Source organism: Burkholderia torrens (genome assembly GCF_984668525.1).
Map to the genome: position 1 here is coordinate 3,064,588 of NZ_OZ480211.1, position 21,350 is coordinate 3,085,937.

The 21,350-nt window shown below is 70.4% G+C and carries 21 protein-coding genes; 14 read left to right on the top strand and 7 right to left on the bottom strand.

Annotated elements, in window-relative coordinates:
- The first annotated feature begins 23 nt into the window (after positions 1–23).
- Genes AC5LXX_RS14190 through AC5LXX_RS14205 form a run of 4 tightly spaced genes read left to right on the top strand, consistent with a single transcriptional unit; the run spans position 24 to position 4,739 of the window.
- The gene (locus tag AC5LXX_RS14190; protein ID WP_493409846.1) at positions 24–824 is read left to right on the top strand and encodes a (Fe-S)-binding protein; all 801 of its coding nucleotides are present in this window, start codon (positions 24–26) and stop codon (positions 822–824) included.
- Positions 821–1,546, top strand: a complete 726-nt coding sequence (locus tag AC5LXX_RS14195) for a LutC/YkgG family protein (RefSeq protein WP_493409847.1) — start codon at positions 821–823, stop codon at positions 1,544–1,546. The genes AC5LXX_RS14190 and AC5LXX_RS14195 overlap by 4 nt, the downstream gene beginning before the upstream one ends.
- A complete protein-coding gene (locus AC5LXX_RS14200; protein WP_493409848.1) occupies positions 1,543–2,988 on the top strand; it encodes a LutB/LldF family L-lactate oxidation iron-sulfur protein in 1,446 nt (481 codons plus the stop codon). Before AC5LXX_RS14195 ends, AC5LXX_RS14200 begins: the two co-directional genes overlap by 4 nt.
- 50 nt (positions 2,989–3,038) lie before the next feature.
- Complete coding sequence (locus AC5LXX_RS14205) at positions 3,039–4,739, top strand: lactate permease LctP family transporter (RefSeq protein WP_493409849.1); 1,701 nt, start codon at positions 3,039–3,041, stop codon at positions 4,737–4,739.
- A gap of 116 nt (positions 4,740–4,855) precedes the next feature.
- Here the strand turns inward: AC5LXX_RS14205 and loiP are convergent, their stop codons facing one another.
- The 5 genes from loiP to AC5LXX_RS14230 all read right to left on the bottom strand — a co-directional run bounded on the left by loiP (position 4,856) and on the right by AC5LXX_RS14230 (position 9,128).
- Positions 4,856–5,617, bottom strand: coding sequence for a metalloprotease LoiP (loiP, locus tag AC5LXX_RS14210; RefSeq protein WP_124453529.1), 762 nt, complete (start codon positions 5,615–5,617; stop codon positions 4,856–4,858).
- 202 nt (positions 5,618–5,819) lie between these two features.
- On the bottom strand, positions 5,820–6,602 hold the full coding sequence (locus tag AC5LXX_RS14215) for a glycosyltransferase family 2 protein (RefSeq protein ID WP_493409850.1): 783 nt from the start codon (positions 6,600–6,602) through the stop codon (positions 5,820–5,822).
- Positions 6,603–6,733: 131 nt separating this feature from the next.
- Complete coding sequence (locus AC5LXX_RS14220; protein WP_493409851.1) at positions 6,734–7,945, bottom strand: chorismate transformation FkbO/Hyg5 family protein; 1,212 nt, start codon at positions 7,943–7,945, stop codon at positions 6,734–6,736.
- A gap of 86 nt (positions 7,946–8,031) precedes the next feature.
- On the bottom strand, positions 8,032–8,748 hold the full coding sequence (gene fabG / locus AC5LXX_RS14225; protein WP_493409852.1) for a 3-oxoacyl-ACP reductase FabG: 717 nt from the start codon (positions 8,746–8,748) through the stop codon (positions 8,032–8,034).
- 95 nt (positions 8,749–8,843) lie between these two features.
- On the bottom strand, positions 8,844–9,128 hold the full coding sequence (locus AC5LXX_RS14230; RefSeq protein ID WP_124453521.1) for a phosphopantetheine-binding protein: 285 nt from the start codon (positions 9,126–9,128) through the stop codon (positions 8,844–8,846).
- A 548-nt stretch (positions 9,129–9,676) separates the two neighbouring features.
- Between AC5LXX_RS14230 and AC5LXX_RS14235 the strand changes: the two genes are divergently transcribed.
- The 10 genes from AC5LXX_RS14235 to AC5LXX_RS14280 all read left to right on the top strand — a co-directional run bounded on the left by AC5LXX_RS14235 (position 9,677) and on the right by AC5LXX_RS14280 (position 20,028).
- Positions 9,677–10,330 (top strand): COG4648 family protein, encoded by a 654-nt coding sequence (locus tag AC5LXX_RS14235; protein WP_493409853.1) that lies wholly within the window; start codon positions 9,677–9,679, stop codon positions 10,328–10,330.
- A 65-nt stretch (positions 10,331–10,395) separates the two neighbouring features.
- Entirely contained in the window at positions 10,396–12,138 is a 1,743-nt protein-coding gene (locus tag AC5LXX_RS14240; RefSeq protein ID WP_493409854.1) for an ApeI family dehydratase, read from the top strand.
- Entirely contained in the window at positions 12,135–13,112 is a 978-nt protein-coding gene (locus AC5LXX_RS14245; RefSeq protein WP_493409855.1) for a lysophospholipid acyltransferase family protein, read from the top strand. Before AC5LXX_RS14240 ends, AC5LXX_RS14245 begins: the two co-directional genes overlap by 4 nt.
- Positions 13,109–13,744 (top strand): outer membrane lipoprotein carrier protein LolA, encoded by a 636-nt coding sequence (locus tag AC5LXX_RS14250; protein WP_493409856.1) that lies wholly within the window; start codon positions 13,109–13,111, stop codon positions 13,742–13,744. The genes AC5LXX_RS14245 and AC5LXX_RS14250 overlap by 4 nt, the downstream gene beginning before the upstream one ends.
- Positions 13,744–16,209 (top strand): MMPL family transporter, encoded by a 2,466-nt coding sequence (locus AC5LXX_RS14255; protein ID WP_493409857.1) that lies wholly within the window; start codon positions 13,744–13,746, stop codon positions 16,207–16,209. Before AC5LXX_RS14250 ends, AC5LXX_RS14255 begins: the two co-directional genes overlap by 1 nt.
- On the top strand, positions 16,206–17,099 hold the full coding sequence (locus AC5LXX_RS14260; RefSeq protein WP_493409858.1) for a polysaccharide deacetylase family protein: 894 nt from the start codon (positions 16,206–16,208) through the stop codon (positions 17,097–17,099). Before AC5LXX_RS14255 ends, AC5LXX_RS14260 begins: the two co-directional genes overlap by 4 nt.
- A 63-nt stretch (positions 17,100–17,162) precedes the next feature.
- Positions 17,163–18,374, top strand: coding sequence for a beta-ketoacyl-[acyl-carrier-protein] synthase family protein (locus AC5LXX_RS14265; RefSeq protein ID WP_493409859.1), 1,212 nt, complete (start codon positions 17,163–17,165; stop codon positions 18,372–18,374).
- Between the two features lie 8 nt (positions 18,375–18,382).
- Complete coding sequence (locus tag AC5LXX_RS14270; RefSeq protein WP_493409860.1) at positions 18,383–19,198, top strand: beta-ketoacyl synthase chain length factor; 816 nt, start codon at positions 18,383–18,385, stop codon at positions 19,196–19,198.
- A complete protein-coding gene (locus AC5LXX_RS14275; RefSeq protein WP_493409861.1) occupies positions 19,195–19,701 on the top strand; it encodes a hotdog family protein in 507 nt (168 codons plus the stop codon). The genes AC5LXX_RS14270 and AC5LXX_RS14275 overlap by 4 nt, the downstream gene beginning before the upstream one ends.
- A gap of 27 nt (positions 19,702–19,728) precedes the next feature.
- Positions 19,729–20,028: a hypothetical protein gene (locus AC5LXX_RS14280; protein WP_059233191.1), complete on the top strand. Its 300-nt coding sequence runs from the start codon at positions 19,729–19,731 to the stop codon at positions 20,026–20,028.
- Positions 20,029–20,107: 79 nt separating this feature from the next.
- Here the strand turns inward: AC5LXX_RS14280 and AC5LXX_RS14285 are convergent, their stop codons facing one another.
- Both AC5LXX_RS14285 and phbB read right to left on the bottom strand, forming a co-directional pair.
- The gene (locus tag AC5LXX_RS14285) at positions 20,108–20,314 is read right to left on the bottom strand and encodes a hypothetical protein (RefSeq protein WP_322083265.1); all 207 of its coding nucleotides are present in this window, start codon (positions 20,312–20,314) and stop codon (positions 20,108–20,110) included.
- Between the two features lie 109 nt (positions 20,315–20,423).
- Positions 20,424–21,167, bottom strand: coding sequence for an acetoacetyl-CoA reductase (gene phbB, locus AC5LXX_RS14290; RefSeq protein WP_124453496.1), 744 nt, complete (start codon positions 21,165–21,167; stop codon positions 20,424–20,426).
- Positions 21,168–21,350: the final 183 nt, after the last annotated feature.

A 21,350-nucleotide genomic window follows, 5' to 3' on the forward strand; every position in this document is an offset into this window, starting at 1 on the left:
GGCCGTCGCCCCTGGAGCGAGCAATGAGCGAAAGACAGTACCCCGCCGCCGTCCCCGCGCACGTCTATCTGTTCGCGACCTGCCTGGTCGACCTGTTCGTCCCCGAAGCGGGGCTCGACGCGGTCCGCCTGCTGGAACGCGAAGGGTTGACCGTCCACTATCCGCGCGGCCAGAGCTGCTGCGGGCAGCCGGCCTACAGCAGCGGCAATCCCGACGAAGCGCGCCGCGTCGCGGCCGCGCAGCTCGACCTGTTCGCCGAGCCGTGGCCCGTGATCGTGCCGTCCGGCTCGTGCGCGGGCATGATCCGGCACCATTGGCCGGCGCTGTTCGCCGACGATCGCGTCAACGGCCCGAAGGCGCGCGCGATTGCCGACCGGACCTACGAACTCGCGGAATTCCTCGTTCATGTGCTCCACGTACGGCTCGACGCGGCCACGGCTGGCGCCGGCCCCGACGAGCGCGTCGTGCTGCACACGTCGTGCGCGGCACGCCGCGAGATGGGCACGCGCGTGCATGGTGTCGCGCTCGTCGACGCACTGCCGGGCGTCACGCGCATCGAACACGCACGCGAATCCGAATGCTGCGGCTTCGGCGGCACGTTCTCGCTGAAACATCCGGACATCTCCGGCGCGATGGTGCGCGACAAGGTCGCGTCGGCCTGCGCGACCGGCTGCGACCGGCTCGTGTCCGCGGACTGCGGCTGCCTGCTGAACATTGGCCACGCGGCGGCCAAGGCCGGCGCGCCGCTGCCGGTCGAGCATCTGGCGAGCTTCCTGTGGCGCCGCACGGCCGGCGCCGCATCGTTGCGCGGAGACAAGCAATGAGCGCGCGCGCCGCCATCCTCGCGCGTCTGCGCAGGGCCGCCCCGGGCGTCGCCGCGACGGCCGCCCCCGCGCTCGACGCGCGCATCGACACGCATTACGCCATGCGCCGCGCGTCGGACGAACGCGACCCGCAGGCGCTCGCGCAGGCCATGCAGGCCGCACTGACCGCGTCGCACGCGGACGTGTGGTGCGCAAGCGCCGACGCATGGCCCGCGCAGCTTGCCGCGCGCCTTGCCGACGCCGGCGTGCGCCGCCTGCTGCTCGACCCGGCCCGCGCCGAAGCCGCGGCGCTCGCCCGTGCACTGCCCGATACGGTCGCGCTCGTGCCGTTCGACCGGCCGATCGACGCATGGAAGGCCGAACTGTTCGACACGATCGACGCGGGCTTCACCGTCGCGCGCTCGGGCATCGCCGCGACCGGCACCGTCGTCCTCGCACCCGATGCCGGCACGCCGCGCACGGTGTCGCTGGTGCCGCCGCTGCACGTCGCGCTCGTCCACGCGAACACGCTGCATGCGGACCTGCACGCGGCCGTGCACGCGGAGCGCTGGCACGCCGGCATGCCGACCAACCTCGTGCTGGTGTCGGGGCCGTCGAAGACCTCCGACATCCAGCAGACGCTCGCCTATGGCGCACACGGCCCGCGCCGCCTGTGGGTCGTGATCGTCACCGATTCGGCCGCCCCGTCGGCCGCACCCGCCAGCGAGGAGCAGCCGCGATGAGCGAACAGACACTGCAATTCGTCGCCCCCGGCGACTTCAAGGCCCGCGCACGCGCCGCACTCGACGATCCCGCGTTGCGCCAGAGCTTTCGCGGCGCGATGGACTTCCTGCAGGGCAAGCGCGCGACGCAGTTTCCCGACGACACCGAACTGCAGCAGCTGCGCGATCTCGGCGAAGCCGTCCGCCAACATGCGCTCGCGCAACTGCCCGCGCTGCTCGAACGGCTGGAGACGAAGCTCGCCGAAGCCGGCGTGCACGTGCACTGGGCCGAGACGGCCGCCGACGCGAACGCGATCGTGCTCGGCATCGCGCGGGCGAAGAAGGCGCGCCGCGTGATCAAGGGCAAGTCGATGGCGAGCGAGGAAATCGAGCTGAACCATTACCTCGCGGAGCACGGCGTCGACTGCATCGAATCCGACATGGGCGAGTTCATCGTGCAGCTCGCGGGCGAGAAGCCGTCGCACATCGTGATGCCGGCGATCCACAAGACGCGCAGCGACATTGCCGAGTTGTTCGAGGCACACATCCCCGGCACGCGCTACACGGAAGATGTCGACGAACTGATCCAGACCGGCCGGCGCGCGCTGCGCCGCGCGTTCGCCGAAGCGGACATCGGCCTGTCCGGCGTCAATTTCGCGGCGGCCGACACGGGCACGCTGTGGCTCGTCGAGAACGAAGGCAACGGCCGTCTGTCGACGACGGTGCCCGATACGCACATCGCGATCATGGGGATCGAGAAGGTCGTCGAGAAGCTCGAGCACATCGTGCCGCTGTCGAGCCTGCTCACGCGCTCGGCCACCGGCCAGGCGATCACGACCTACTTAAACCTGATCTCGGGCCCGCGCCGCGCCGGCGAACGCGACGGCCCGCGCGAGCTGCATCTCGTGCTGCTCGACAACGGCCGCACGCAGGCCTATGCGGACGAACAGCTGCGCGCGACGCTGCAGTGCATCCGCTGCGGCGCGTGCATGAACCACTGCCCCGTCTACACGCGCATCGGCGGCCACGCGTACGGCACGACCTACCCGGGCCCGATCGGCAAGATCATCTCGCCGCACCTGCTCGGCCTCGACGCGACGGCCGACCTGCCGACCGCATCGACGCTGTGCGGCGCATGCGGCGAGGTCTGCCCGGTGCGGATCCCGATCCCGCAACTGCTCGTGCGGCTGCGCACCGAGGCGAACCGCAAGCCCGACGAACCCGTCGCGCACCCGCTGCGCGGCCAGGGCGCGAACTACAACCGCGCGGAAGACCTCGTGTGGCGCTTCTGGTCGGGCGCGTTCGCGCATCCGCGCGCGTACCGTGCGTTCCGCTGGACCGCGACGCGCCTGCATGCGCTGACGCCCGCGAAACAGATGGGCTGGACGCAGCACCGCACGCCGCTCGAGCCGGCACCGCGCAGCCTGTCCGACCTGCTGCGCGCACGCGGCCAGCCCGAATAGCGCATCCGCTTTCACAGCCGTACCCCTAACAATCCATGGAGGAGACACCCATGCAGGTTTGGCATCAGATCTACACACCGCTCGGCAGCCTCGGGCTGTCGACATTCGTCGCCGCGATTCCGATCATCTTCTTTTTCATCGCGCTCGCCGCGCTGCGGATGAAAGGCCATGTCGCGGCCGCGATCACGCTGCTGCTGTCGCTCGGCGTCGCGATCCTCGCGTACGGGATGCCCGTGCCGCAGGCACTTGCCGCGGCCGGCTTCGGCTTTGCCTACGGCCTGTGGCCGATCGCGTGGATCATCGTCGCGGCCGTGTTCCTGTACAAGATCGTCGTGAAGACCGGCCAGTTCGAGATCATCCGCGCGTCCGTGCTGTCGATCACCGACGACCAGCGCCTGCAGATGCTGCTGATCGGTTTCTCGTTCGGCGCGTTCCTCGAAGGCGCCGCCGGCTTCGGCGCGCCCGTCGCGATCACGGCCGCGCTGCTCGTCGGCCTCGGCTTCAAGCCGCTGCATGCGGCCGGACTGTGTCTGATTGCAAACACCGCGCCGGTCGCGTTCGGCGCAATGGGCATTCCGATCATCGTCGCCGGCCAGGTGACGGGCATCGACGCGTTCCACATCGGCGCGATGGCCGGCCGCCAGTTGCCGCTGCTGTCGCTCGCGGTGCCGTTCTGGCTCGTGTTCATGATGGACGGGCTGCGCGGCGTGCGGCAGACCTGGCCTGCCGCGCTCGTCGCGGGCGGCAGCTTCGCGGTCACGCAGTACTTCACGTCGAACCACATCGGGCCCGAGCTGCCGGACATCACGTCGTCGCTCGTCAGCCTCGTCGCGCTCGCGGCGTTCCTGAAGGTGTGGCAGCCGCGCACCGCGAAACAGCCGGCCGGCGGCCTCGTCGCGTCCGGCGGCGGTGCGGCGCTGGCCGGGTTCGGTACGGGCGGCAGCGGCTTCGGCGCGAGCCGGCAGGCATCGCCGTACACGCTCGCGCAGACGGTGCGCGCGTGGTCGCCGTTCCTGATCCTGACGGCCGTGGTCACCGTCTGGAGCATCGCGCCGTTCAAGGCGCTGTTCGCCTCGCACGGCGCGCTCGCGTCGACCGTGCTGAAGTTCCATGTGGCCGGGCTCGACCAGCTCGTCGTGAAGACCGCGCCGATCGCCGCGACGCCGAAGGCGCTCGAAGCGGTGCTGAAGATCGATCTGCTCTCGGCGGTCGGCAGCGCGATCCTCGTGACCGCGCTGATCTCTATGGCGCTGTTGCGGATGAAGCCGCGCGACGCGCTCGTCACGTTCGGCGAAACACTGAAGGAACTGACGCGCCCGATCCTGTCGATCGGCCTCGTGCTCGCGTTCGCGTTCGTCGCGAACTACTCGGGGATGTCGTCGACACTCGCGCTGATGCTGGCCGCGACGGGCGCCGCCTTCCCGTTCTTCTCGCCGTTCCTCGGCTGGCTCGGCGTGTTCCTGACGGGCTCGGATACGTCGTCGAACGCGCTGTTCTGCTCGCTGCAGCAGGCCACCGCGCATCAGCTCGGCCTGCCCGAAACGCTCGCGGTCGCCGCGAACACGACGGGCGGCGTGACCGCGAAGATGATCTCGCCGCAGTCGATCGCGGTCGCATGCGCGGCGACGGGCCTCGTCGGCAAGGAGTCCGAGCTGTTCCGCTTCACGGTGCGCCACAGCCTGCTGTTCGCGGTGATCGTCGGGTTGATCACGCTCGTGCAGGCGTATGTGCTGCCGGGAATGGTGCCGTAAGCGGCGCGCAGGCAGGCCTCAAAAACAAAACCCCACGCCCGGACGAGCGTGGGGTTTTTCCTGTCGCATAGCGATCGCCGGCGCGGGGCCGGCGATGCGTGATGCGCGTGGCGCGATCAGCTGCCCTTCGCGATGCGATCCTGGATATGCTGCGCACGGCTCGACGACGACGGGTGCGAGCTCATCATCGAGCTCTTGCCGCCGTCCAGCTGCGCGAGCTTCTGGAACGCGGTGACGAGGCCCTTCTGGTTCATGCTCTTCTGCTTCATCAGGTCGAACGAGTAGTCGTCCGCCGCGCTTTCCTGCGTCTGTGAGAACTGCGCGTTGATGAACTTCTCGGTGATGTCGCCGAGCTGCGAGCTCGACAGGGCCGCCACGCCCGGCGATGCCGCGCCGGCCGCGGTACGCGCCGCGCTCACCGCGTACGCCGTCTGCATCGCCTTCTTCGAGTGACCCAGTGCAACGTGGCCCATTTCATGACCGATCACGCCGCGCAGTTCGTCGTCGTTCATCATGTCCATCAGGCCGCTGTACACGCGCACGCAGCCGTTGCCCATCGCCCACGCGTTGACGTCCTTGGTCATGTAGACCTTGTAGTTGATCTTCTGGCCGTTCAGCGTCATGTCGCCGAAGCCCTTCATCACCTTCGTCAGGCGCTTCGCGTACGCGCTGTTCGCCGGCGCGATCTTCGACTCGGCGTCGCTGGACTTGCACGATTCGTTCGACAGTGCGGCGATGTCGCTGTCCGACAGCGTCGCCGCCTTGTACAGGTTGGTCCCCGCCGACGCCAGGCTGTTCGCGTCAAGGCTCTGTACCCCGCCGCATGCGCTCAACAGGAACGCCACGCCACACGCTGCCACCGCTTTCTTGAGTTGCATCCCGGAATCCCTCGATAGTTGTATTTGGGAGCGGCGATTTTGCATAATCCGGCAGAAAATTACCAGATGTTTACATCGGATGACACACTCATTACTCGATGAATCGAAACGAAGCGGTGTTTTTCTGCCAAATTGACGACGAAAAATGCAGCAATCGCCGCGCTCGGGCGGCGATCGGGCAGGAAAACGGGCGGGCTACCGCTCAGGCGGTCTGGTCGCGGCGCCGCGTCAGCCGCCGTGCGACCAGCATCGGCAACCGCACAGCGAAGCCGGTGAACAGGCGCAGGTGCATCCACGCGAGGAGCGCGTTGTCACGGCCATAGTGGAAGTGCGAGACGCCGCCCTCGTGCCGGCCGAAATAGCGTACCGGCGCGTCGATGCGGATCGGGCGCACGCCGGCCCAGCACAGCCGCACGGCCGCTTCGGGATCGAAGTCGAAACCGCGCATCCACGGCTGGCGCCGCATGATCGCCGCGAGCGGCGCGACCGGATACACGCGAAACCCGTAAAGTGAATCGCCGATACCGGCCCACAGCGTCTCGAGGTCGGCCCAGGCGTTCGACAGCCGGCGGCCCTGCACGCGCAGCTGCGGCGCGCTCGCGTCGAACTTCGGCACGCCGAGCACCATCGCGTCGGGCTCGGCCTGCGAGGCGGCCATGAAGGCGGGAATCAAGTCGGCCGGATGCTGGCCGTCGGAATCCATCGTCAGCACGTGCGTGAAGCCGCTCGCGGCCGCCGCGTCAAGACCCGCGAGCACCGCGGCGCCCTTGCCGCGATTCTCCGGCAGCACGATCACGCGCAAGCCGGGATCGCGCTCGGCCATCGCCTGCAGCCGTTCGGCGCTGCCGTCGGTGCTGCCGTCGACGACGACCCACACCGGGTTCCACTGCGCGCGCGCAGCGCGCACGGTCGTGTCGACCTTGACGCCCGGGTTGTAGCTCGGGATCAGCACGAGATGGGTGGACGAGGCGTGCAGCTTGGACATGGAAACAGCCGATTGCGAAGACTGGGATCGTGACAAAAGTTTATGACTTGCCGGCGAACGGCGGCAGGCTTCGTCGACCAGGACATCGTCGACGCCGTGTGCCGGTTGACGGATCGTGAGGTTCTCGCGTTTCATGACAGCCACTCCATTGCATGCCCGGCGCTGGCCTCGATCTCGACCAGCAGGTCGTCGCGGCACACGTCCGCGTGAACGAACAGCGGCCGCACGTGAGGGCCGGCCGCGTCGCGCAGCACCCGCCCGATCGCGGCCAGCGCCGCGGCATCGCCTGCGTCGCGCACATAGACGCGATAGCCCAGGTCGGCGAGCGAGAACGGGCCATGCCCTTGCCGCGCGGCCTGCTCGAGCACGGCAGCGAGGTTCGCGACCGTCTCGTGCGTCTGCGCGACGACGTCGTCGTGATGCACGGTGCGGTGCCCGACGATGCTCGCGGTACCCGATACGAACAGCACCGGCGCCGCGTCGCCATCGGCCCATGCGGCGGCGCGCGCGAACGTCGGCGCACGCGGGCCGTACTGCGCCGGGTAGTGGTACGCGCTGACCTGGCGCGGATTCTCGACCGGATCGGCCGGCGTGCGGCTCGCGAGGAAATGGATCGCGAGCGGCGCGGCCGGCGGCGCATCGCCGGCGACCGGCACGACCGAACCGAGCGCGCACGCGGCCGGCACGCCGCCCGTCAACGCGCGACGGCACGCGTCGAACGCATGCTGGCGGCCGATATTGAACTGACGATAGCGCTCGACGCCGAACTGAACCGCGTTGATCGCCGGCACCGTATTCCAGATACGCAGCGGATGCGGCATGCCGAGCGCATCGAGCAGGTCGAACAGCATGCGGTAGGCATCGAACGTCGCGCGCTCGAGCGGCGTACCGCCGTCGTGCGTGGCGTGCGTGGCGTGCGACTCGTTCAGGACGATGCTGCCGAACACGAGGCCCGCCGTTTCGCTGTAGCGGTAGTGCAGCGCGCCGTGCCGTTCGCTGCGCAGGTCGTGCGCATCGCATTGCCAGATCTCGCAGACGGCATCGTCCGGTGCGGCATCGGCGCCGAGCAGCGTCATCTGCACCGGTGCGACCGGCAGGTGGGGCACGCGATCGGCGAGCAACCGTTGCGCCGCATCGGCATGCGAGCCGGCCGCGCCGATGCACACCGCACCCAGCGCGCCCGGCACGACGTGCTCGAGGCGTGCATCCTCCAGCAACGCGACGAGCCGCGCATGGCTCATCTGGACGAGCCGCAGTGCGCGGTCGCCGCCGCGCGCGAACGGCGCGGTGGCGGACGGCAGCGAACACGGGCGCCGTTCGGCGTCGACTGGATGCACGGACACTTCGATTTCCTCACTATGCGGCGCAGGCCGCGCGGCAACGCGGCCCTGTGCCGCGTTGCGTTACTCGACGGACGCGGTGCGCGTCGTCACGCGAGCCCGCCGTTGACGGACAGCACCTGCCCCGTCACATAGGCCGCGGCGTCGGACACGAGATACGCGACCATCGCCGCGACTTCGTCGGGCCGGCCCGCGCGTTGCGCGGGCACGAGCTGCTTGATGCGTTCGGCGGGGAACGCCTGTTCGGCCATCGGCGATTCGATGATGCCGGGCGCCACCGCGTTCACGGTAATGCCGCGCGACGCGAGCTCCAGCGACAGCGACTTCGTCGCGCCGATCAGCCCCGCCTTCGCGGCCGCGTAGTTGACCTGCCCGCGGTTGCCGGTCACGCCGGCCACCGACGCGATGTTGACGATCCGACCGCGCCGCGTGCGGATCATCGGCAACAGCAGCGGCTGCGTGACGTTGAAAAAGCCGTTGAGCGTCACGTCGATCACGCTGTGCCACTGCCCGCGCGACATGCCGGCCATCGGCGCGTCGTCGTGAATGCCCGCGTTGTTGACGAGGATCTGCACCGGCGACTCGTCGATGAACGGCTGCAGCGCGGCGAGCGTCGCATCGGCGTCGGTCACGTCGAACGCGATCGCGTGCGCGGTGCCGCCGGCCGCCACGATCTGCTGCGCGACCGCATCCGCCTGCGCGAGATGGCGGTTCGCATGCACCCACACTTCATGGCCGGCCTGCGCGAGCGCCGCGCAGATCGCCTGCCCGAGTGCGCCGCTGCCGCCCGTCACGAGCGCCCGCATCGAATTGCTCCGTTCATCGCGTTTCACCTCGATCGACGCGGCGTCGATTTGTCCTTCGATCGCCGCCGCGTGCCGTCATTCACTGCGCGCCGCCGTCACTTCGTGCGATGCGCGGCGACGTACGCGGCCAGCGCGCCGAGCGTCGCAAAGATCTTCTGGTTGTCAGGATTGTCCGAGCGCAGTTCGAAGCCGTATTTCTTCGAGATCAGCAGCGCGATTTCCAGGATGTCGATGGAGTCGAGCCCGAAACCTTCGCCATACAGCGGGGTGTCGGCCGTCACTGTATCGAGCGGGACGTCTTCGAGATTCAGTTCGCCGATGATCAGCGTGGCGAGCTCTTGTTCCAGTGCGTTCATCATGCGTGCGGGCAGGCGGCCCATGGCAGCGGGAGGCGCCCGGAAACGGCAACCGTCGTGCACGCCCGGCGCGTGCAAATCTCCGTCCCTCCGGCGTCTGCCGGCTTCCCCGCCTGCGTTATCTGGGGATTGTTTGTAAAAGTTACGCGGATTCTAGACGAAGGGTATCGGGCCGTATACCGCGAATGGTTACAGACTGGCGAGCCGGCGCCGCGGCCCGTTTCGGCACACGAATGCACGAGACGCTTGAGCCGCTTTGGATGGAAATGGACCGACCCCGCGAAACCGTTCGCCCGGTGCCATACAATCGGTTACAAAACCCGGTCGCACCGGCTCCGAACACGCCGTGCCGCGGCCCTAAAATGAGCGTGCCCGACCACCGGCCCGGACCCGCGTCCCGGCCGCCATTCATATGATGTTTGACGGCCCGACACGACGTGTCCGGCCACGATCCGCCCGATGTCTCCAGTCATGCCGCGTCCTCCGTTCCGCTCCGTTCCGGTTCGCCCGCCCGTCCGCCGCCGTGCCGCGGCCGCCGGCCCGTGCCCGCGCCGTGCGCATGGGGGCCGCCGATGAGCAGGCTGCGGTCCGTCCTGCGCGGCACCGCGGCAGTCGGCGCCGTGGCGGCCTACCAGGTGGGCGCGCACTACGCGACCGCGACGCCGGGCGCGCACGGCTTCGGCCTCGCGATGGCGCTCGTGCCACCGCTGCTGCTCGCGCTCGGCGCGGCGCTGCGTTCGCCGCGGCGCGCATGGCTCGCGCCGGCTTGGCTGCTGGCGGCCGCCGCGCTGTGGGCTGCGCGCGCGCCGCTCGCGCAGCACTTCGAATGGGGCCTGTATCTGGAACACGCGAGCTTCAACCTCGCGATGGCGCTCCTGTTCGGCCGCACGCTCGCCGCCGGCCAGGTGCCGCTGTGCACGCGCTTCGCGGCAATGATCCACGGCACAGTCACGCCGGCCGTCGCACGTTATACGCGGCAGATCACGCTCGCGTGGACGCTGTTCTTCGTCGCGACCGCCGCCGTGTCGACGCTGCTGTTCGCGACCGCGCCGATCGTCACGTGGTCGACGTTCGCGAACTACCTGTCGCTGCCGCTCGTCGCCGTGATGTTCGCCGCCGAGCATGCGTGCCGGCGTTTCGCACTGCCGCACGAACCGCGGCCGCGGATGGCCGACGCGGTGCGCGCCTATCGCGCGACGACACACGCGTCGCAGGCGTCACGATGAATTCATGACCGGTGTGCCGCCGCGCACGCGGCCGCACCGGCCTTCGCTCCCGTTTTGACCGATTTATGCCGACTCACCCGCTGGTATTTCATTCCTCGCCGGACCAGACGATCGCCTGGCGCGACGGCACGCCCGTCACCGTACGCGCGTTCGTCGCCGACGTCGCGCGCGTGGCCGCCGCGCTGCCCGCCGGCGGCCACGTGTTCAACGTGTGCCGCGACCGCTACCGTTTCGCGGTCAGCCTGTGCGCGGCGCTCGTCGCCGGCAAGATCAGCCTGCTGCCGTCGACGCACACGCCGGAAATGGTCCGCCAGCTCGCCTCGTTCGCGCCCGACGCGTTCTGCCTGCACGACGCATCCGACTGCGCGATCGACCTGCCGCGCTTCGCGTATCCCGACGCCGCGCCCGGCGAGCTGGAAAGCGATGCGCCGTTCGCCATCCCGCAGATCGATGCGGCGCGGATCATGGCGTACGTGTTCACGTCCGGCTCGACCGGCGCGCCGGTGCCGCACCGCAAGACCTGGGGTTTCCTGGTCGGCTGCGTGCGCGCGGCGGCCGACCGCCTCGGGCTGCTCGACGGCAGCGCGGCCGCGCTGATCGGCACGGTGCCCGCGCAGCACATGTACGGCTTCGAATCGACGGTGCTGCTCGCGCTGATCGGCGGGCTCGCGTTCAGCAACCGCCAGCCGTTCTACCCGGTCGACATCCGCGACGAACTCGACGCGATCCCGCAACCGCGCGTGCTCGTCACGTCGCCGATCCACCTGCGCGCGCTGCTGTCCGCCGGCCACGCGCTGCCGCCGGCGGCGCTCGTGCTGTCGGCCACCGCGCCGCTGTCGGAAAAGCTCGCATGCGAAGCCGAGGCCGCGCTCGACGCGCCGCTCGTCGAGATCTACGGCAGCACCGAGACCGGCCAGATCGCGACCCGCCGCACGTCGCGGGGCGCGGCATGGGAGCTGTTCCCGGACATCCGCCTCGACGCGCGCGACGAACCGGACGGCGACGACGGCGGACCGACCGTCTGGGTGTCGGGCGGACATGTGGAAGCGCCCGTGCCGATGGGCGATGCGCTCGAACTGCTCGGCGACGGCCGGTTCCTGCTGCACGGCCGCAAGGCCGACCTCGTCAACATCGCCGGCAAACGCACGTCGCTCGCGTACCTGAACCATCAGCTCAACGCGATTGCCCAGGTGGTCGACGGCGTGTTCTTCATGCCCGACGAAGCCGCACCGGCGCACGGCGACACGCACCTCGAGCCGGTCACGCGCCTCGTCGCGCTCGTCGTCGCGCCGACGCTCACGGCCGCCGATCTGCAGCGTGCGCTGCGCGAGCGGATCGATCCCGCGTTCATGCCGCGCCCGCTCGTGTTCGTCGACGCGCTGCCGCGCAACGAAACGGGCAAGCTGCCGCGCGACGTGCTGGCCGCGCTCGTCGCGCAGCATGCGCGCGCCACGGCCGCGCCGGTGCCCGAACGCGACACGGCCGCCGCGCCCGCACTCGCGTTCACGGTTCCCGCCGACCATCCGGCGCTGCCCGGCCACTTCCCCGGCCATCCGGTCGTGCCGGGCGTCGTGCTGCTCGATCACGCGATCCACGCGATCGGCACGGCGCTGAACCGCCCGCTGCACGCGTGGCGGCTCGGTTCCGCGAAATTCCTGAGCCCGGTCGCTCCAGGCGAACCGCTCGATCTCGCGTACGACACCGCGGCCAGCGGCGCGATCCGCTTCACGCTGCGCGCCGGGTCGCGCGAGGTCGCGACCGGCGTGCTGTCCGCGCCGCCGGCCGCGCAGGATGGCACGCAGCCATGAAGCGCACCGCGTGGGCCGAACGCCAGGAGCGCAGCAACGCCGGTTTGCTGCGCACGATGACGTGGATCTCGCTGCGCTTCGGCCGGTCGCGCGCGCGCATCGTGCTGCACCTGATCGCGACGTACTTCGTGCTGTTCTCGCCGGTCGCGTGCGCCGCATCGCGCGACTACCTGCGCCGCGTGCTCGGCCGCCCCGCGCGCTGGCGCGACGTGTACCGGCACGTGTTCACGTTCGCGGCGACCATTCACGACCGCGTCTACCTGATGAACGGGCGCTTCGACCTGTTCGACATCCGGCTGCACGGCGAGACGCTCGTCGACGATGCGCTCGCGGGCGGCCGAGGCGCGTTCCTGATGGGCGCGCACCTCGGCAGCTTCGAGGTCGTGCGCGCGATCGGCCGCACGCGTCCGGACCTGCGCGTCGTCGTCACGATGTACGAGAAGAACGCGCGCAAGATCAACGCGACGCTCGCCGCGGTGAACCCGGCCGCCAAGCCGGAAGTGATTCCGCTCGGGCAGGTCGACTCGATGCTGAAGGTGCGCGAACGCCTCGACGCGAACTGCATGGTCGGCATGCTCGCCGACCGCACGCTGCTCGACGACGCGGCCGCGTCGCTACGGCGGCTGCCGCTGCTCGGCGCGCCGGCCGCGTTCCCGCTCGGGCCGCTGTACATGGCCGCGATGCTGAAGCGCCCGGTGATCTTCATGACGGGCCTCTATCGCGACGGCAACCGCTACGACGTGCACTTCGAGACACTCGCCGACTTCTCCGACGTACGGCGCGACACGCGCACGGCGGCCGTCGACGCGGCACTCGCGCGCTACGTCGCGCTGCTCGACAAGTACTGCCGCGCGGCGCCGTACAACTGGTTCAACTATTTCGATTTCTGGCAAGGCGGCGATGCCGCGGCCGCGCGCCGCGACACGGCGCACGCCGGTGCCGACCTGGCCGCCACGAGGGATTCCGACGCATGACCGCCGCTCGCCGCCTTCCGCTTCCATTCGCGTTGCACCGCGCCGCCCGCCTGCTCGCCGCCACCGCCGCCGCGATCGCGCTGGCCGTGCCCGCGCACGCGGCCGACACGGCACCGGCGTGGAACCTCGACCGGCTGATGTCGACGCTCGCGCAGCACAAGTCCGGACGCGCGACGTTCACCGAGACGAAATACCTGTCGATCGCCACGCAGCCGGTCGAATCGTCCGGCGAGCTCGTGTTCGTCGCGCCCGATCATCTCGAAAAGCACACGCTGAGCCCGAAGCCCGAACACCTCGTCGTCGACGGCGACATGCTCACGGTCGAGCGCAACAGCCGCAAGTTCACGCTCGCGCTCGCGCGCTATCCGGAACTCGGCGCGTTCATCGACAGCATCCGCGCGACGCTCGCCGGCAACCGCTTCGCGCTCGAACAGGTGTACAAGGTCGCGCTGTCCGGGCGCGGCGACGACTGGACGCTGACGCTCACGCCGCTCGACTCGCGGATGCTGAAGGTCGTCAGCACGATCACGCTCGACGGCACGCGCGACCTATTGCGCAGCGTCGCGATCCGGCAGGCCGACGGCGATCATTCGGTGATGCGCCTGCAACCCGTCGCGGCGAGCCCGAACTGATGGACGAACGCACGCGCCCCTCCCCCGTCGCCCGCCGCCTGCACGCATGGCGGGAGCGCGCGGTGCTCGTGTGGCTGCTCGCGCTCGTCGCGTGCGGCATCGCGATCGGGCGCGCGCACTTCACGGCCGACCTGTCCGCGTTCCTGCCGGGTTCGCCGAGCGCCGGGCAGCGCGTGCTCGTCGACCAGTTGCGCGACGGCATCGTGTCGCGGCTGATCCTCGTCGCGATCGACGGCGGCGATGCAGCCACGCGCGCAGCACTGTCGCAGCGCGTCGCCGGCGCACTTCGCACCGATCCGCAATTCGCGGCCGTGCACAACGGCGAAGCCGCGAACGACGCGCGCGACCGGCAGTTCGTGTTCGATCACCGCTACCTGCTGAGCCCGGCCGTCACGCCGCAGCGCTTCAGCGCTGACGGCCTGCACCAGGCGCTCGGCGACAGCCTCGACCTGCTGAGTTCGTCGGCCGGCCTCGTCGCCAAGGCGATGCTGCCGCACGACCCGACCGGCGAAGTCACCGCGCTCGTCGACCAGCTCGACAGTGCGGCCCAGCCGGCAAGCCGCGACGGCGTATGGGCATCGCGCGACGGCACGCGCGCGGTACTCGTCGTGCAGACGGCCGCCGCCGGCTCCGATACCGACGCCCAGGCACGCGCGATCGACACGGTGCGGCGCGCGTTCGCCGCCGCGAGGCAGGCCACGCCGAATGCAGCCGCGACGACGCTCGCGATGACGGGCCCCGGCGTGTTCTCGGTCGACACACGCGACACGATCCGGCACGACGTCGAGCGCCTGTCGACGGCGAGCGTCGTGCTGATCGTCGCGCTGCTGCTCACGCTGTACCGTTCGCCGCGCACGCTCGCGCTCGGGCTGCTGCCGGTGCTGACGGGCGTCGCGGCCGGGATCGCGGCGGTCAGCATCGCGTTCGGCACGGTCCACGGGCTCACGCTCGGCTTCGGCACGACGCTGATCGGCGAAGCCGTCGACTATTCGATCTACCTGTTCGTGCAATCGGCGCAGGCCGGCACGCGCGGCACCACGCGCCCGGGCGATGCGACGCGCGCCTGGGTCGCCGCGTACTGGCCGACGATCCGGCTCGGCGTGCTGACGTCCGTGTGCGGTTTCGCGTCGATGCTGTTCTCCGGATTCCCGGGCCTCGTGCAGCTCGGGCTGTATTCGATCGTCGGGCTGACGGCCGCCGCGCTCGTCACGCGCTTCGTGCTGCCGCACCTGCGCGGCGAGCATGTCGCGATCCGCGACGTGTCGCGCATCGGCGCGGTGCTTGCACGCGCGGCCGATGCCGCGCCGCGGCTGCGCTGGCCGCTTGCCGTGCTCGTGGTCGCCGCGATCGTGACGCTCGTCTTGCATCGCGACGGGCTGTGGAGCCGCGAGCTCGCCGCGCTCAGCCCCGTGCCGGCACAGGCGCAGGCACTCGACGCGCGGCTGCGCGCCGACGTCGGCGCGCCCGACGTGCGCTACCTCGTCGTGATCGCCGCGCCGACCGAACAAGCCGCGCTCGAAGGCGCGGAGAAAGTGGCCGCGCAGTTGCAGCCGCTCGTCGACCAGGGTGCGCTCGCCGGTTTCGAAAGCCCCGCGCGCTACCTGCCGAGCGACGCCGCGCAGCGCGCGCGCATCGCGAGCCTGCCGGATGCGAACGTGCTCGCCGCCCGGATGCGCGACGCCGTCGCGAATCAGCCGATCGCGGTGAAGCCCGACCTGTTCGCGCCGTTCGTCGCCGACGTCGACGCCGCGCGCCACGCCCCGCTGCTGACGCGCGCGGACCTGCGCGGCACGTCGATGGCGCTCGCCGTCGATGCGCTGCTGACCGAACGCGACGGCCGCTGGAGCGCGATGCTGTCGCTGCGCGCGCCGGATGCCGCTCGCACCGCACCGCTGGCGCCCGGCCTCGATGCCGCGCCGATTCGCGCGGCCGTCGAGCGCGCAGGCGTGCCCGATGCGCTGTTCGTCGACATGAAAACCGAAGCCGATCGCCTGTACGTGAGCTACGTGCACGAGGACATCCGGCTGTCGCTCGCGGGTTTTGCCGCGATCGCCGTGCTGATGCTGGTCGCGCTGCGTTCGCCGCGCCTGGCCGTGCGCGCGCTCGCGCCGCTCGTCGCGGCCGCGCTGGTCGTGACGGCCGGTTTCGCGCTGGCCGGCGTCCAGCTGACGATCCTGCACCTCGTCGGGATGCTGCTGATCGTCGCGGTCGGCTCGAACTACGCGCTGTTCTTCTGCAAGCGCGACGACGCGCAACCCGTGACGCCCTACACGCTCGTGTCGCTGCTGATCGCGAACCTCGCGACCGTCGCCGGCTTCGGGCTGCTCGCGCTATCGCGCGTGCCGCTGCTCGAAACCTTCGGGCTGACCGTCGGCCCCGGCGCGATGCTCGCGCTCGCATTCGCGGCGATTCTCGCGCCGCGTGCGGCGGCGCCCGGCGAGCGTCGTCGACGGAGTCCGGCATGAACACGCCGTCGTCCGTTCCATCGCATCCGGCCGGCGAGACGCGCCGCTGGAAACCGACGCCGCTGATCGCGGGAACGGCCGTGCTGCATGCGGGTGCGGCGGCCGCCGTCGTCGCGCAACCGGCCACGTGGCCGTGGGCCGTCGGCGGCGTGGTCGCGTCGCATCTCGCGCTGACGGCCGCCGGGCTGTGGCCGCGCAGCGTGCTGCTCGGCCCGAACTGGACGCGCCTGCCGGTCGGCGCCGGCCGCAAGCTCGCACTGACGATCGACGACGGCCCCGACCCGGACGTCACGCCGCGCGTGCTCGACCTGCTCGACCGTCACGACGCGCGTGCGACGTTCTTCTGCATCGGCGATCTCGCGCGCCGTCATCCGCAGTGGATCGAGGCGATCGTCGCGCGCGGCCACGCGGTCGAGAATCACAGCCAGCGACACCGGCATACGTTCTCGCTGTCGGGACCCGCCGCGCTGCGGCGCGAGATCGCGGCCGCGCAGCAGACGCTGACCGAGATCGCCGGCACGCGCCCGCTGTTCTTCCGTGCGCCGGCCGGACTGCGCAATCCGTTTCTCGAACCGGTGCTGTGCGAACTCGGCCTGCAGCTCGCCAGCTGGACGCGGCGCGGCTTCGACACGCGCGCGCACGATGCCGCGACCGTCACGCGCCGCCTGCTGCACGGACTCGACGCGCGCGACATCCTGCTGGTGCACGACGGTCACGCGGCACGCGATGCGCGCGGCGAACCGGTGGTGCTCGACGTGCTGCAGGCGGTGTTGCGTGCAGCCGCCGATGCGCAGCTGCACTGGACCACGCTGCGCGCGGCGCTCACGCCCGAGCCGCCCGGCCAGCCGGGCCAGTCGGGCGGTTCGGCACCCCCGTTTGATAAAATCTGACCTCGAACGGCGCGCTCGCCAGCCCTGCTGCGGCGCCCGTTCCGGCCACCGGATGCGACCCTCGTGAAACCTCTCCTGCTCTCGCACTTCACCGCCACCAGCTGCATCGGCCGCGGCCTCGACGCGACCCGCGACGCGCTCCGCCACGCTCGCGGCGGGCTGACGCCGTGCAACTTCGAGCGCGCGGACCTCGACACGTGGATCGGCGCGGTGGACGGCGTCGACGCGCAACCCGTGCGCAACGATCTCGCCGACTTCGAATGCCGCAACAACCGCCTCGCGCAGCTCGGCCTGACGCAGGACGGCTTCGACACCGCCGTCGCCGCGGCCGTCGCGCGCTACGGCGCGGCACGCGTCGGCGTGTTCATCGGCACGAGCACGGCCGGCATCCTCGAAACCGAGCACGCGTACCAGCAGCGCGATCCCGCGAGCGGCGCGCTGCCGGCCGGCTTCCGCTATGCGCAGACGCACAACCCGTATTCGCCGGCTGCGTTCGTGCGCGCGTATTTCGCGCTGCGCGGGCCGGCGATGGCGATCTCGTCCGCGTGCTCGTCCGGCGCAAAGGTGTTCGGCTCCGCACGGCGCATGATCGAGGCCGGGCTGATCGATGCGGCCGTCGTCGGCGGCGTCGACTCGCTGTGCCTGACGACGCTGTACGGCTTCAATTCGCTCGAACTGCTGTCGCGCCGGCCGTGCCGGCCGTTCGACGTCGCACGCGACGGCATCTCGATCGGCGAGGCCGCCGCGTTCGCGCTCGTCGAGCGCCTGCCCGAGCCGCCCGACGCGCTCGACGACGACGCGATCCTGCTGCTCGGCATCGGCGAATCGAGCGACGCGCATCACATGTCGTCGCCGCATCCGGAAGGGCTCGGCGCGCGCACGGCGATCGAGCAGGCGCTCGCGTCCGCCGGCCTCGACGCGCACGACATCGACTACGTGAACCTGCACGGCACCGCGACGCCGAGCAACGACGCAGCCGAAAGCCGCGCGGTCGGCGCGCTGTTCGCCAGCACGCCGTGCAGCTCGACGAAGGGCGCGACCGGCCATACGCTCGGTGCGGCCGGCGCGCTCGAAGCCGTCGTCGCCGCGCTCGCGCTGCGCGACCAGTTCGTGCCGGCCGGCGTCAACACGACGCAACCCGACCCGGCACTCGTCGCCGACTACGTGCTCGCGAGCCGCGACACGCGCGTGCGCGCCGTCCTGTCCAATTCGTTCGGCTTCGGCGGCACGAATTGCAGCCTGATCCTCGGCCGCGCCGATCACGCCAGCCGCTGAGGCCCGTCATGACACTTACCGCCTTCATCGAAAGCATCGGCCTCGTCGGGCCCGGATTGAACGACTGGCCGCATGCGGCCGACGTGCTCGCGGGCCGTGTGCCCTATGCCCCTGCCCGCACCGAACTGCCGCCGCCGGCCGGGCTGCCGTCGGCCGAGCGGCGCCGCACGGGGCCCGTCGTGCGCACGGCGCTCGCGGTTGGCCACCAGGCGGTGGCCGCGAGCGGTCGCGATGCCGCGACGCTCGCGACCGTGTTCAGCGCGTCCGGCGGCGACGGCCAGAATTGCCACGCGATCTGCGAAACGCTGGCCGGCGACGATCGCCAGCTGTCGCCGACACGCTTCCACAACTCCGTGCACAACGCGCCGGCCGGCTACTGGAGCATCGCGACCCGCGCGATGGCGACGTCGAACGTGCTGTGCGCGCACGACGGCAGCTTCGCCGCGGGCCTGCTCGAGAGCCTGTGCCAGGTCGCCGTCGATCGTGTGCCGACGCTGCTGGTCGCGTACGACACCGACTATCCGGAACCGCTGCGCGCGGTGCGGCCGATCGATGATGCATTCGGCGTCGCACTCGTGCTCGCGCCCGACGCGAGCGAACGCACGCTCGCCCGCATCGACGTACAGCTCACCGACGCCCCCGCGACGACACTCGCGAATGCCGAACTCGACGCGCTGCGCGCCGGCAATCCGGCCGCGCGCGTGCTGCCGCTGCTCGACGCCCTCGCGACGCGGCGTTCGACGCGCGTCGTGCTCGATTACCTGGACGATACGCGCGTGCAGGTCGATGTCGCGATGCCCGCACCCGTCGCGGAGCCCGCATGACGACCACCACGCGCCCGCTCGCGCCGCCGCTCGACCGCGCATGGATCGCCGCGCACATTCCGCACGGCGGTGCGATGTGCTTGCTCGATACGGTCGATGCATGGGATACCGAACGGATCCGCTGCACGACGACGAGCCATCGCGATCCGCACAACCCGCTGCGCGCGCACGGCCGGCTCGCGTCGGTCTGCGGCATCGAATATGCGGCGCAGGCGATGGCCGTACACGGTGCGCTGCTCGGTGCGCACGAAGAGCGCCCGCGCGCCGGTTATCTCGCGAGCGTGCGCAACGTCGACGCGTTCGTCGAGCGGCTCGACACGTTCGAGCCGCCGCTCGTCGTCGACGCGGAACGCATGAGCGGCGACGGCCGCTCCGTGCTGTACGGCTTCACGCTGCGCTGCGGCGATCGTCTGTTGCTGTCCGGCCGCGCCGCGGTGATGCTCGACGCATCGACCGCCGGCGCGTTTCAACCGGCGCCTGCCGGCACCACGAATCCTCGCTGAAGAGGCCAACCCCAAGGAAACCAGGTCGTGAAAGTTCGTCAGTTCATTGGCACCGCGCTCGTTCTGGCGCTGATCAGCCCGATCGCGCACGCGGACATGTCGGAAGTGAAGCAGGACATCAAGCGCGATTCGAAGGAAGCCGCGCACAAGACGGGTGAAGCGGCACGCAGCTTCGGCCACGCGACCGCGAGCGCCGCGAAGGCGGTCGGGCACGGCGTCGCGCATGCGTCGCGCGAAGGGTGGGATGCCACCAAGCGCACGACGAAGCGGATCTTCCACAAGAACGACTCGGGCGAGTCGGCCGGCAAGAGCGACAAGAGCGACTGATCCCGCGTCCCGCGCACATCGCCAAGGGCATGCGCGCGGGGCGTGATCGATCATCGATCGCGTCGCTTCGGGTCCGCAGTCAACGCGCCCCGCGCATGCGGCGTGGCTGCCGTGCCGGCCTGCGCGCGAAGCACCGGCCGTACGCGACGAGCCAGCAATCGCGGTGATCGAAGTTCCGCAGCAGCCGCGCGCGGCGCCGCTCGAGCCAGTAGAGCGAGACCGCCATCGTCAGCGCGACGGCCAGTGCCGTGCCGCCGATCGCGAGTCCCATCCAGGTGTCGCCCATGCGTTCTCCGGAATGCGAGGCCGAAGCGGCGCGCCTGCCGCCGCCCCGGCACGGGATAGTGGGGAACGCGGCCCGGCACGTGCGCGAACGCAGTGCGAGCCGCCGCGGGTCAGTGCATGTGCTGGCCGCCGTTGATCGCGATGTTGGAGCCCGTCACGAAGCCGGCCTCCTCCGAGCACAGGTACGCGACCAGCGCCGCGACTTCCTCGGGCTTGCCGAGCCGGCCCGCCGGAATCTGCGGGAGGATCTTCGAGTCGAGGATGTCCTGCGGGATCGCCGTCACCATCTTCGTCGCGAGGTAGCCCGGCGATACCGTGTTCACCGTCACGCCCTTGCGCGCGACCTCGAGCGCGAGCGATTTCGTGAAACCGTGCATGCCGGCCTTCGCGGCCGCATAGTTGGTCTGGCCGACCGAACCCTTCGAGCCGTTCACCGACGAGATGTTGACGATACGGCCCCAGCCGCGCTCGACCATGCTTTCGCAGACGGGCTTCGTCATGTTGAAGACCGAGTCGAGGTTCGTGCGGATCACCGCATCCCAGTTGACCTTGTCGAGCTTGCGCAGCGTCATGTCGCGCGTGATGCCGGCGTTGTTCACGAGAATGTCGACCGGGCCGATGTCCCGCACGATCTTCTCGATGCATTGCTGGCACGAATCGTGATCGGCCACGTCCACCGGGTACGCATGGAACTCGCGGCCGGCCGCATGCATCTCGGTCAGCCAGCGGTCCGCGCCGGCGTTGTTCGGCGAATACGTGACGACTACCCGGTGGCCCGCGTCGTTCAACCTGATGCTGACCGCTTCGCCAAGACCGCCCATTCCACCTGTCACAACTGCAATTCGCTTAGTCATCCTATAAATTACCGACAAAAAAGTAATCGATGAATGCGGGGCGGCGGCATCGTACCGGCTGCCGCCCCACCGCTTCGATGCGCAGCTGCCCGCGTCGCGGGCGCGGCACGCACCGGAACCTCGCGCTTGTTATTGACTGCCTGTCATGCGCGAAACCTGCCTGGTTCGCCCGCGACGCCGGCC